Raw genomic sequence first — 12832 nt, 5'->3', positions numbered from 1 at the left:
AATTCACTATTTTTCACTTTCATTTTCTTTTATACCAAACTTATCGACTCAATTAGTGTTTTTAAGTTTAACCCCTCGATTCCCTCTGTTTTAACATTGAATCTGATAATAAAAAATCATTACAATGTGAAAAATTTATCACGTGACTACTTACTGTTTTTAATAAATTAAATATCTATCTCCCTCACTTAACCTGCTGTTTAAATATAAGAAAACCTATCTATGGAAGAAAATATTTCCCGTACATCATTAAGCCCTGCTTTAGTAGCTCTGATGGCGATCGCCACAGGTCTGGTTGTCGCCAGCAACTACTATGCGCAACCACTGCTCGATACTATCGCACTACAATTTAATCTGACCGCCAATGAAGCGGGATTTATTGTGACCACAGCTCAATTGAGCTATGCCGTCGGCTTGATATTCCTTGTACCACTAGGTGATATATTTGAGCGACGCGGCCTGATTGTCTCCATGACAATATTAGCCGCCGTTGGATTATTGATTACCGCTACATCGCAAAACATCTGGCAAATGCTATTAGGAACGGCACTGACGGGCTTATTTTCGGTAGTCGCCCAAGTACTGGTTCCTCTGGCCGCAACACTTGCCCTCCCCCACCAGCGCGGGAAAGCTGTCGGTACGATTATGAGCGGTTTACTGCTTGGAATATTACTGGCAAGAACCATATCAGGAACAATGACGACTCTTGGTGGCTGGCGAACCGTTTTTTGGATTGCCAGCGTCTTATTGGTGATCCTTTCTTTAACATTATGGCGCTACCTGCCCCGTTATAAACAAGTAACTGATCTCAATTATTTCCAATTACTACGCTCTATTGCAAAATTCGTTACTACAACCCCTCTTCTAAGAGTACGCTCTATACTGGGAGCACTGACATTTGCCAATTTCAGCATGCTATGGACATCAATGGCATTCCTGCTCTCAGCGCCTCCTTTTAACTATTCCGAAGGCGTAATCGGCTTATTTGGGTTAGTCGGCGCCGCCGGAGCACTGATGGCAACCAAAACTGGGCAACTCGTTGATAAAGGAAAAGACTCTCTGACCACCACCATTTCTCTGGTGCTATTACTACTTTCATGGATACCGATCGGCTTAGCCAAAGAATCATTAATTGGCTTTATGATAGGTATTTTGCTTCTTGATATCGCAATTCAAGGCGTTCACGTTACGAATCAAAGCACGATATACCGCATTATGCCGGAAGCCAGAAACCGACTCACTGCCGCTTACATGACCATCTATTTTATCGGTGGAGCCTTTGGCTCTCTGGTTTCAGGCTATGCTTACAAACACTCAGGTTGGTATGGCGTCGCAGCCGCTGGCATGGCTATCTGTACAATCAACCTAATCGTTTGGTTTTTCGGCAAAAAGTACGAACCAAAGACGTCGTAAAAAAACAAGCTATGACATAAAAACGCTTAAATAAAAACATTTATGAAACATTTATTAAGGATGATATTTTCTATTTGATTTCCTTTTGTTAATGTTACATAACATTTATATAACCAGATGGATTTTATGCCTGTTTCTGATACATCATCCCCCTTAACCAGTAAAAAATCTTCTTTTACTGAAGGAATAATAGACAGTTTACCTATTGTCATCGGTTACATTCCCGTAGCCTTTGCTTTTGGTCTCAATGCTGTAAAACTTGGCTTCAACCCAATAGAAGCCATCTTCTTTTCATGCATCATCTACGCCGGTGCAAGTCAATTTGTCATCACAGCTTTATTAAGCGCAGGCACATCACTATGGATCTCTGCCCTAACAATCATAGCAATGGATGTTCGCCATGTTCTTTATGGCCCATCTTTAAGGCACCGTATCAAAGATAAGTTAACGGAGAAAAAAACCGTTATCTGGGCTTTTGGTCTGACAGATGAAGTTTTTGCCGCCGCTACTGCAAAACTTATTAAGAACCAACGGAGCTGGAGTGAAAACTGGATGGTTGCTATTGCGATCTGTTCCTGGCTGGCTTGGGTCGTAGGTACCGCAGCCGGGGCATTTCTTGGTAACGGTTATTTGGAGTCCTACCCTGCCGTAGAAGCTGCCATGATTTTCATGTTGCCAGCACTGTTTCTCAGTTTTCTTCTTGCTTCTTGCAGAAAGCAAAATAGTTATTGTGTTGCAACCGCGCTAACCGGGGCACTGTTGGGAATTACATTTTTCTCAATTCCAGTTGCTATTCTGGCAGGTATTGTCGGTGGCTGTATCGCAGCACTGTTACAACCGCAAAATAGTTGCGATGATTCTTGTGAACAAAAGGAAACACCATGATTGACAGCAAGATTTTGCTTATTGGGCTATTTGTTGGGTTAGCTAACTTTTCGTTTCGCTATCTGCCACTGCGGTTTGGGAAAGCACGCCAATCTGCCGGCAGGAAAGGTGGAAAAACAAGCATTATTCTTGACAGTATTGGTATTGCATCCATTTGTTCTTTACTCATCGTATCGGGTGTACCTGATGTGATGAGAGAGAGTCAAAAACTATTTCCGACCCTCATCGGCTGTCTGGCCATCTGCTTAATCTTTTACAAAACAAGGAAAATTATACTCGCAACGTTATTCGGCGCACTGCTTTTTGGACTAACATTCAAAATATTTATGAATTAGGTATCAATATCAAAAGAAATATGATGATAACAAATAACTACAATTGCTAAATTTATCTTTTAATATACCATTTGGATGTTTGATAACAAAAGTTATCTTACCAGTTGAAACTAATAAGGTATCTAAATAATGGAAAGTTCGTTTACGCCTACCGAAGAATTACTGAATATTCGTGCAGCACAGCAAGCCAAATTAAATAAAGATATCCCTTATCAAGAGATCCTGTTGACTAGGTTATCAATGCACGTCCAAAGTAAATTGCTTGAAAACCGTAATAACATGCTGAAAGCTCAAGGAATCAATGAAACTTTGTTCATGGCCCTGATGATCCTTGATACTAAGGAAAGCCACAGCATTCAGCCATCAGAATTAAGTGCCGCATTGGGTTCTTCCCGTACTAATGCCACTCGTATTGCTGATGAATTAGAGAAACAGGAATGGATTGAAAGAAAGGAAAGTCATAACGACCGTCGTTGCCTTCATCTTCATCTGACAGAACAAGGTACAAAATTTTTAAATAGTTTGCTTCCACCTCAACATGATTGCCTGAGAAGACTTTGGTCATGTCTTGACCAGGAGGAACAAAAACAGTTAGAAAAGTTAATGAGAAAATTACTGGTCAGACTTGATACAATGGGCGATTGTATCAAAAAATAGCTTGTTGTTTAATCGATCGATTTTTGATCAAACAATACTTTCTTGGTCAAATTGTTCGAAAAAATTTTCCTGTTAGCTAAGATGATCTTTTCTGCAAAAAGCTAACTATTATTCTTCGATAACATTGGATCCTGTGTCGTTCACCTTTCCAGTAGCGATGATATAGCGCTACTGGAAGGTGATCTGAAAAAAATAGTATTACTAGAAGATAAATAACAAGCATGGGGATTTACTATGAGCGCAAATGAGGAAATAGAAGTACAAGCGGCACAAGATCCAAACAGTAGCAAAAAAAGGCAACGCAGTCGTGCCTTAATGTTACTAACCCTTGTCTTCGCCCTGCTCGGTGTTGCCTACTTTTTCTATTGGTTTCTCATTTTACGCCACCACCAAGAAACAGATAACGCCTACGTTACAGGTAATCAAGTTCAAATCATGTCGCAAGTTGCTGGCAGTGTAATCACCGTTAACTTTGATAATACTGACTTTGTGAAAAGCGGTAGTGTATTAGTACAACTCGATCCCCGTGATGCAGAATTAGCATTAGAAAAAGCAAAAACAGCATTAGCCAACAGTGTTCGCCAAACACATCAACAGATAGTTAACAGTAAACAGTATCAGGCTAACATCGCTCTACGCAGATCCGAATTAACCAAAGTTCGAAATGATCTTAGCCGTCGTGAAATACTTAGCGTTCAAAAAGTCATTGGCAAAGAAGAGTTGCAACATGCACAGGAAGCCGTCGCCAGCGCCCGAGCCGCGCTGGATATGGCTATCGAACAATATAACGCTAATCAAGCAATTGTTCTGAATACGCCTCTAGAGAAACAACCTGCCGTTGAACAAGCTGCAACAGAAGTCCGTAATGCCTGGCTGGCGCTACAACGCACAAAAATAGTCAGCCCAATCGATGGCTATGTCTCACGCCGTAGTGTACAAGTTGGTGCTCAAATTAATAAAAATACTCCACTAATGGCGATAGTTTCGGCAAACGATATGTGGATCGAAGCTAACTTCAAAGAGACGCAAATTTCTGGTATGCGCATTGGTCAACCCGTGGAAATCACCAGCGATTTCTATGGTGGGAGCAAAGTATTTAGCGGCAAAATTACTGGCCTTGATATGGGTACCGGCAGCGCCTTCTCTTTATTACCCGCTCAGAACGCCAGTGGCAATTGGATTAAGGTTGTACAACGTTTACCCATCCGCATTGAGTTTGATCCTGGGCAATTAGAAAAATACCCATTACGCATCGGCCTCTCGACTAAAGTCAGAGTAGATACTACAAATCCTGATGGACCCGTTCTGTCTGATAGAACACGCACGAAATCGGCTTATCACACCACGGCTCTGGCAATAGATATGTCTCCTGCCAATAAGATAGTTAATGACATTATTAATAGTAATGCTGGAAAATAATACCGGAGGCCAAGGTGACAAGACAGCCGCTTACAGGTGCCAAACTTGCATGGATGACCATTGCGTTATCCTTGGCAACGTTCATGCAAGTGTTAGATTCCACCATTGCTAACGTAGCGATACCCACTATTTCAGGTAATCTGGGATCATCAAATTCTCAAGGGATCTGGGTAATTACTTCTTTCGGCGTTGCCAATGCGATATCCATCCCGATTACTGGATGGCTGGCAAAACGCATCGGCGAAGTTAAATTATTCATCTGGTCAACCGCACTATTCTCCATCGCTTCCTGGCTATGCGGTATTTCCAACAGTCTTAACATGCTAATCTTCTTTCGGGTTATTCAAGGATTAGTTGCAGGTCCTCTTATCCCTCTTTCACAAAGCCTACTTCTGAACAATTATCCACCAGCCAAAGGAAATATGGCATTGGCGTTATGGTCACTCACGATTATTGTCGCGCCGATTTTTGGACCTATTCTGGGTGGTTACATCAGTGATAACTACCATTGGGGATGGATTTTCTTTATCAACGTTCCTGTTGGTATAGCGATTATTCTGATTGCTATGCAAACGCTGAAAGGGCGTGAAACTCAAACAGAGATCAAACCTATCGACACAATAGGACTGATGTTGTTGGTTGTCGGCGTTGGTTGTTTACAAATCATGCTAGATCAGGGTAAAGAGCTAGACTGGTTTAATTCTACAGAAATTATCATTTTGGCGGTTATCGCAATCATCTCATTAGCATTTTTGGTGGTGTGGGAATTGACCGACGATAACCCGATTATCGACCTATCACTGTTCAAAGAACGTAATTTTACAATTGGCTGCTTCTGTTTGAGCTTAGCTTATATGCTCTATTTCGGCACAATTGTGTTATTACCTCAGTTACTACAGGAGGTGTTCGGTTATACAGCAACCTGGTCAGGTCTTGCATCAGCACCGGTAGGATTGTTGCCACTCATCATTTCTCCACTGATTGGTAAATTCAGCAATAGAGCAGATATGCGCTACATAGTGACGTTCAGCTTTGTTGTTTATGCCATCTGCTATTACTGGCGTGCATATACATTCGAACCAGGCATGGATTTTGCCGCAGTCGCATGGCCTCAGTTTATCCAGGGGTTTGCTATTGCCTGTTTCTTTATGCCACTCACAACCATTACCCTTTCTGGCTTACCGGCAGGGCGAGTGGCATCCGCATCCAGTCTATCGAATTTTATCCGAACATTGGCAGGTTCAGTAGGAACATCACTAACAACAACCATGTGGACCCAACGGGAATCAATGCATCATTCCCATTTTACCGAACACATCAACCCTTATAGCCCCGACACTCAACAGATTTATCAACAATTATCGGAATCGGGAATGAGTAACCAACAAATTCCCGCTTATCTGGCAAAAGAGATTACCCATCAAGGGCTCATAATTTCAGCGAATGAAATTTTCTGGCTCTCCGCCAGCGTATTCCTGATATTAATCGTACTCGTGTGGTTTGCGAAACCACCATTCACACAAGGAAGTAAAGAGAATATTGGCGGAGCGCACTAAATCTTAATAGCAAAGCGGGGAACATTACATTCCCCGCTTTTCCTATCAAACTTTATTCTGTCGCCACCATTCAGCCAGCATAATGCCAGTTGCAACAGAAACGTTCAGACTTTCGACTAAACCCGTGCCACCAACAAACAAGCTCATATCACCATGTTTCCAAGCACTGTCACTCAAACCATCACGTTCCTGACCAAGAACCAGAACCATTTTTTCCGGTAATTCAGCTTTAGCTAAATCGGTACTACCTTTATGGCTGGATGTCGTTACAATGGTGTAACCCGATTGACGAAATTTATTCAATGTGGCGAGCAAGCTATCAGCATCGATACCTTTAATATGCTCAGCGCCACCTTCTGCTGTACGGATAGCCGCCCCCGACTCCAGCAAGGCCACATCGTGCAAAATCACCCCTTGCACACCGAAATGCGCACAGCTTCGCATAATAGCGCCAAGGTTGTGAGGATTACCCACATCTTCAAGAGCCAAAACACAATCTTTTACTGGAGCATCTTTCAGATAAGTCTCTGCATCCAAGCCGTTACGTTTCTTAATCAGAAAACAAACACCACCATGATGTTCAGTACCTGACACTTTTGTCAGTTCAGCTTCATCCACAACATGATAGGCTTTACGGTTAGCAGCCATCCATTTCAGCGCATTGCGGAAACGCGGTGTCACTGACTCAACAAACCAGGCACGCACTATCGCTTCAGAACGGTTTTTAAACATCGCCTGACAAGCATTTTCACCATAAATCCGGGTTTCTTCCATGCGCTGACGACGAAGCTGTTCAGGATCAATCTGGCTTTTCCCACTGATACCACCATGCTCTGATGGTAAAGAATCACTCTCAGGGCGTGACACTGTTTTCCAAGGCGATCTTTCACGCTCATTGACACGCGGAGAACGGGATGTGCGCTCACCGTCCCGACGACGCTGACCTTGATCGCGCCCTTTGCCTGACGGACGTTTATTATTGCTGCGGCTGTCATGATCGCCCTCACTGCGGACATACATCACTTTGACTTTGCCATTTTTACCACTGTATGAATCGTTCATTCGTTTCTCCAACTGCTTTATGGCGCGAAGATTACCTGATGTGCGCATCTTAAGCTACCTCTGACAACCATAATCCAATAAAATGCGCCCTTAATTTTCCTGCCTTCGGCGAGGCATGCCGTACTTGCCACGAAGAGCACAGTCAGGCTACCTGTTAAAACAGACACCCACCGAAGATATTCAAGCTACAGCCTGGGACCATTTTGGAACAAGCTGGCAATTTAATTGCTTCCCAGCAACCACATCCGATAACGTAAGTCACAGCAATGATTTGCGAAATCAGCTACAGTTATCAATTAACCACAAATAAGGAGCCTCCTGATGAGCCAGCGCGGACTTGAAGCTTTATTACGCCCTAAATCCATTGCTGTAATTGGTGCCTCAGAAAAACCAGAACGAGCGGGTTCAGTTATGATGCGCAACCTGCTCGCAGGAGGCTTTGCCGGGCCAATATTACCGGTAACTCCCAATAGTCGTTCTGTTCAAGGGGTTTTCGCTTACCCTTCAATAGATAAATTACCAATCACACCAGATTTAGCCATTATCTGTACTCATCACCACCGCAATTTGCCATGCCTGGAACAACTGGGGCAATTGGGTTGCAAGACAGTGATTATTCTTTCTTCACCAAAGCCTCAATTTCCTGAACTAAAACAGTGTTGCCAGCGCTATAGCATCCGACTACTAGGACCAAACAGTTTGGGACTATTAGCCCCCTGGCAAGGGCTGAACGCCAGCTTTTCTCCGATTCCAATTCTCAAAGGGAAATTAGCCTTTATTTCTCAATCTGCGGCAGTCTCAAATACGATTCTTGACTGGGCGCAACATCGGGGCGTCGGATTTTCCTACTTTATCGCGTTAGGTGACAGTGTAGATATCGATATTGATCATCTGCTCGATTTTCTGGCTCGTGATAGTAAAACCAGTGCTATCTTGCTCTATGTAGAACATATCCATGACGCTCGTCGCTTTCTTTCAGCATCCAGAAGTGCTTCCCGCAATAAACCTATTTTGGTGGTCAAAAGCGGCCGTACCAAGCGAGCACAGAAATTGCTTGGTGAACAACAAAATCTGGATGCAGCTTATGATGCGGCAATTCAGCGAGCCGGATTATTACGCGTGCAAGATACGCATGAAATGTTTTCTGCTGTAGAAACCCTAAGCCATATGTCGCCTTTACGGGGGGAACGACTATTTATCGTCAGCAATGGTGCCGCTCCAACCGCAATGGCGCTGGATGAGTTATTCCGCCGTAACGGTAAACTCGCAATATTAGGTGAAGAGACAACTAAGGCATTAAAAACACAATTACCAGAAACTATCTCCCTACATAATCCGCTGGATTTAAGAGATGACTCCACGGTGGAACGTTATATCGCTGCGTTAAAACCGTTACTAGACAGCCACGACCATGATGCCCTGTTGCTCATCCATTCTCCTAGCGCAATTGCCCCCGGTATTCAAACCGCCACCAAAGTCATTGAAACAATCCGTAAACACCCAAGGGGAAAATGGCTAACTATTTTTACCAATTGGTGCGGTGAATACTCTTCTCAAGAAGCCCGCCGCCTATTCAGTGAAGCAGGTATTCCAACTTATCGCACCCCTGAAGGGGCAATTACTGCTTTCATGCACATGGTGGAATATCGCCGCAATCAAAAACAATTAACAGAAACACCCGCTCTACCAGCAAACATCACCGCTAATACTGCACGTGCCCATCAATGCATACAACAAGCGCTGGAACAAGGAAACTCTCGTCTAGATACCCATGAAGTTCAACCTATTCTGGCAGCCTATGGCCTCAATACATTGCCAACATGGATTGCTTATAACAGTGATGAAGCAGTCAATATTGCCCAACAGATCGGTTATCCTGTCGCTCTGAAATTACGCTCGCCAGATATCCCACATAAATCAGAAGTTCAGGGGGTTATGCTCTATTTGCGGAATGCAAATGAGGTCAAAGCTTCTGCTCAAGCGATTATCGAACGTGTCAATCAAAATTTCCCACACGCAAGAATTCAAGGACTGTTAGTTCAAAGCATGGCAAACCGTGCCGGCGCACAAGAGCTACGTATTGCAGTAGAACAAGATGAGGTATTTGGCCCACTGATTATGTTAGGTGAAGGCGGTATTGAGTGGTCGCAGGAAACACAAGTAGCTGTCGCGTTGCCGCCACTCAATATGGCATTAGCGCGATATCTGGTTATTCAGGCGATTAAAAGTAGAAAAATTAAGCTCAAGGGCGCTCCCCAATCATTAGACATACTAGCACTCAGCCGACTGTTAGTTCAGGTATCTAATCTGTCACTTGATTGCCCGCAAATTGTACGACTAGATATTCATCCGTTACTGGCTTCTGGAGACGAATTCACATTATTAGATGTTTCAATGGAATTATCTTCGATAGAAGGTGATCCACGAACCAGATTAGCTATCCGTCCATATCCAAGCGAACTAGAAGAAACGATAAAACTCAGAGGGGATGCAGAATGCCTACTACGACCGATTCTGCCAGAAGATGAACCGTTGCTGAAAGATTTTATCGGTCAGGTTACTAAAGAAGATCTCTATTACCGTTACTTTAGTGAAATCAGTGAATTCACACATGATGATCTGGCAAATATGACTCAGATTGATTACGACCGCGAAATGGCATTTGTTGCCGTACGACATCCTAAAACGACTCCGGAAATTATCGGGGTTACTCGTGCCATAGCTGATCCTGATAATGTCGAAGCAGAATTCGCTGTGCTAGTGCGTTCTGACTTAAAAGGGATTACCCTTGGATATCAGCTTATGATAAAACTGATTAACTATACGCGAGAACATGGCATAAACCGCCTAAATGCTATCACCATGCCAGAAAACCGTACTATGATAAAACTAGCTAAAAAACTGGGATTTACCATAGATGTTCAATTTGAGGATAGCATTGTAAACTTATCCCTCGAACTTTAAACCAACTTCGTGATGAATCGCACAGACTTGAATCATTAGGCATTAGAGCGTTAAATCATGCTCACAATTAGCCAGACTAATGGTATTATCGCCAGATCATTTGATTCATTGCTTTACATAGTAGTCTTTTAGCCATCCAACATAAGAGAAAAAACGCACTGTGATGTTGTCTAAATTCAAACAAGCTAAACATCAACAACACCTTGCACAACTGCCTAAGCTACCTCAGTCAGTTGCTGATGTTAAAACACTTTATCAACCTGAAGTGTTCCGCAGCACCCTGCTGGAAAAAATTGCTAACGCTGAAAAACATATTTATATCATCTCCCTCTATCTGGAAAATGATGATGCAGGGAGAGATATCCTGAATGCACTTTATACAGCTAAACAACAACGTCCGGACTTGGACATTAAAGTGCTCGTTGACTGGCATCGGGCACAACGTGGACGAATTGGCGCCGCTGCAATGGTAACGAATGCCGATTGGTATTGTTCTATGGCAGAAGCTTATCCCGATGTGAAAATTCCAGTACTAGGTGTGCCTGTAAATACCCGCGAAGCACTGGGTGTTTTACACTTAAAAGGTTTTATCTTTGACGATACTGTGATTTATAGCGGAGCAAGCATTAATGACGTTTATCTCCACCAACATGATAAATATCGTTATGATCGCTACCATTTGCTTCACAATGCAGAACTTGCAGAAGCAATGAAACACTTTGTTGATAATTACATTATCGCTACAGGAGCGGTACAGAAACTGGATTGTAAGGATCGTCCTCGTATTCCTGAAATTAAAAACCTGATCCGTCAATTACGTTTTTCTTTGCGACACACGACCTATAAAATCAATAATCAGGCAACGAATGATGAACTATCTGTCACTCCACTTGCCGGTCTGGGAAAGAAAAATCTACTAAATAAAACCATTAGCCATCTGATCGCCAGCACAGAACAAAAACTGATTATTTGTACTCCGTATTTTAATCTTCCAGCTATCATTGTTCGGCGGATTGTTAATCTACTCCGTAAAGGTAAACACGTGGAAATTATTGTTGGCGATAAAACTGCTAACGATTTTTATATTCCACCGGAAGAGCCATTTAAAATTATCGGCGCATTACCCTATTTATATGAAATCAATCTGCGCCGTTTCATCAGCAGACTACAGCGTTATGTTGACAACAATCAACTGACGATCAGGTTATGGAAAGATGGTGATAATAGCTACCACCTAAAAGGTGTGTGGGTGGACAATCAATGGCAATTGATTACAGGAAATAATCTCAATCCTCGTGCCTGGGGACTAGATTTAGAAAATGCTATTCTTATCCACGATCCTCATAAAGAAATGCAGGAGCAACGTACAGAAGAACTGCACTGTATCCGTACTTATACTACGGTTGTCAGTAATTATCAGGAATTGGACAGCATCCAGCTTTACCCAGTCAAAGTACGTAAACTTATCCGCCGTTTACGCCGTATCCGGGTAGACAGACTGATTAGTCGTATTCTGTAATTGAATCGATAAAGCGAATTATCTTTTCTAAATTAAATCTCCTGATATTGAATATATTTCGGGAGATTTTTTATCATCGATTTTTAATTTGATAAATTTCAACTCTCATTTATAACAAAATTTTATCGAATCATAATTCTCTAATGTTTTCTTTAGAAATATTAATATAGCAGGTCACATATGCCTTATTAATCATATACTATTTTAAAGCCTCATATATTATACAATAAGGATAGTGGTTTTTAACAAATTAAGAGAACATAGCACTCCCTCTTTTCAGCTTTATTCCCAATATCTGATAAAAATAAAACTCAAATAATGAAATTTATTTTCAACACTTAAATATCCGATGCTAACTCAAAAAACAAATGGCTTTTCATAATGATGCTTTACTTTCTATTAAATATTAGATCCCAAGTAATATAGCCTTTCAACCAACAAATGCAGAGGAGCAGATATATTTATAAAAAAACATCGATGCAATCCCATTTTGGGATGTTATTTATTCCTAAAAGACTATAACGAACAGCTAAAATTAAATATCACCATTCAGTTAATAAATATATTTCTGAAATATTACTTTACTTGCTTATATGCTTCGACTTTGATCTTATGGATACTCATCGTCAGAATGTTGAAGACATTAACCAGAAACATGGAAAATCTCATTAACTCACTACAGGTTATTTAAGCAGAGTTTTTACGGCGTATGAGACAAAATCCCAAAAAAATCTCAACGATTATGGGAAGAACAACAACTTATATCATCTAAGAAGCATGAAAAAAACTTTGTCTCAAGGCAAATTCTATTCAGGGGGAAACAACGTAATACTCCGGTCATCTCACCTTGTTCTTCCTCTCCGGCCCCTGCACGCTACTGCTTCCTTATCTTCACCTGGAGACTGACACCATGAGCCGTAGCCGATATACCCCGGAACAAAAACAACACCATGTGGCCCAATGGCGCCACAGTAACCTGACCCGAAAACAGTATTGCGAACAGCATCAGCTGAGTTTTTCCT

At 42.1% G+C, this 12832-nt stretch carries 10 protein-coding genes; 9 read left to right on the top strand and 1 reads right to left on the bottom strand.

Annotated elements, in window-relative coordinates:
* The first annotated feature begins 222 nt into the window (after positions 1-222).
* The 6 genes from C6H66_RS15780 (at position 223) to emrB (ending at position 6265) form a co-directional block, all read left to right on the top strand.
* Positions 223-1413, top strand: coding sequence for an MFS transporter (locus C6H66_RS15780; RefSeq protein WP_105396077.1), 1191 nt, complete (start codon positions 223-225; stop codon positions 1411-1413).
* 126 nt (positions 1414-1539) lie between these two features.
* Positions 1540-2298: an AzlC family ABC transporter permease gene (locus C6H66_RS15775; protein ID WP_036813302.1), complete on the top strand. Its 759-nt coding sequence runs from the start codon at positions 1540-1542 to the stop codon at positions 2296-2298.
* The gene (ygaH, locus tag C6H66_RS15770; protein ID WP_036813300.1) at positions 2295-2633 is read left to right on the top strand and encodes an L-valine transporter subunit YgaH; all 339 of its coding nucleotides are present in this window, start codon (positions 2295-2297) and stop codon (positions 2631-2633) included. Before C6H66_RS15775 ends, ygaH begins: the two co-directional genes overlap by 4 nt.
* Before the next feature lie 129 nt (positions 2634-2762).
* The gene (mprA, locus tag C6H66_RS15765; protein WP_036776777.1) at positions 2763-3290 is read left to right on the top strand and encodes a transcriptional repressor MprA; all 528 of its coding nucleotides are present in this window, start codon (positions 2763-2765) and stop codon (positions 3288-3290) included.
* A gap of 234 nt (positions 3291-3524) precedes the next feature.
* Complete coding sequence (emrA, locus tag C6H66_RS15760; protein ID WP_105396076.1) at positions 3525-4709, top strand: multidrug efflux MFS transporter periplasmic adaptor subunit EmrA; 1185 nt, start codon at positions 3525-3527, stop codon at positions 4707-4709.
* 14 nt (positions 4710-4723) lie between these two features.
* On the top strand, positions 4724-6265 hold the full coding sequence (emrB, locus tag C6H66_RS15755; protein WP_046397033.1) for a multidrug efflux MFS transporter permease subunit EmrB: 1542 nt from the start codon (positions 4724-4726) through the stop codon (positions 6263-6265).
* A 45-nt stretch (positions 6266-6310) separates the two neighbouring features.
* On the opposite strand, the gene C6H66_RS15750 is transcribed toward emrB, so the two are convergent.
* Positions 6311-7327 (bottom strand): tRNA/rRNA methyltransferase, encoded by a 1017-nt coding sequence (locus tag C6H66_RS15750; protein WP_105396075.1) that lies wholly within the window; start codon positions 7325-7327, stop codon positions 6311-6313.
* Between the two features lie 321 nt (positions 7328-7648).
* Between C6H66_RS15750 and C6H66_RS15745 the strand changes: the two genes are divergently transcribed.
* The 3 genes from C6H66_RS15745 to tnpA form a co-directional block, all read left to right on the top strand.
* On the top strand, positions 7649-10291 hold the full coding sequence (locus C6H66_RS15745; protein WP_105396074.1) for a bifunctional acetate--CoA ligase family protein/GNAT family N-acetyltransferase: 2643 nt from the start codon (positions 7649-7651) through the stop codon (positions 10289-10291).
* A 163-nt stretch (positions 10292-10454) separates the two neighbouring features.
* Positions 10455-11810: a CDP-diacylglycerol--serine O-phosphatidyltransferase gene (gene pssA / locus C6H66_RS15740; RefSeq protein ID WP_036776794.1), complete on the top strand. Its 1356-nt coding sequence runs from the start codon at positions 10455-10457 to the stop codon at positions 11808-11810.
* A gap of 910 nt (positions 11811-12720) precedes the next feature.
* On the top strand, positions 12721-12832 hold a 112-nt coding region (gene tnpA / locus C6H66_RS27710; protein ID WP_422615617.1), incomplete at its 3' end, for an IS66 family insertion sequence element accessory protein TnpA.

The organism is Photorhabdus hindustanensis (assembly GCF_002968995.1).
In the GTDB taxonomy this organism is placed as follows: Bacteria; Pseudomonadota; Gammaproteobacteria; order Enterobacterales; family Enterobacteriaceae; genus Photorhabdus; species Photorhabdus akhurstii.
Note: the sequence above shows the minus strand (reverse complement) of the source record. Positions and strands in the feature narration are given on the sequence as shown.

Bases quoted from the DNA above. Each gene is read 5' to 3' on its own strand.
- C6H66_RS15780 (WP_105396077.1), top strand. From the start codon at position 223: ATGGAAGAAAATATTTCCCGTACATCATTAAGCCCTGCTTTAGTAGCT.
- C6H66_RS15745 (WP_105396074.1), top strand. From the start codon at position 7,649: ATGAGCCAGCGCGGACTTGAAGCTTTATTACGCCCTAAATCCATTGCT.
- C6H66_RS15775 (WP_036813302.1), top strand. From the start codon at position 1,540: ATGCCTGTTTCTGATACATCATCCCCCTTAACCAGTAAAAAATCTTCT.
- C6H66_RS15750 (WP_105396075.1), bottom strand. From the start codon at position 7,327: ATGAACGATTCATACAGTGGTAAAAATGGCAAAGTCAAAGTGATGTAT.
- emrA (WP_105396076.1), top strand. From the start codon at position 3,525: ATGAGCGCAAATGAGGAAATAGAAGTACAAGCGGCACAAGATCCAAAC.
- ygaH (WP_036813300.1), top strand. From the start codon at position 2,295: ATGATTGACAGCAAGATTTTGCTTATTGGGCTATTTGTTGGGTTAGCT.
- pssA (WP_036776794.1), top strand. From the start codon at position 10,455: ATGTTGTCTAAATTCAAACAAGCTAAACATCAACAACACCTTGCACAA.
- mprA (WP_036776777.1), top strand. From the start codon at position 2,763: ATGGAAAGTTCGTTTACGCCTACCGAAGAATTACTGAATATTCGTGCA.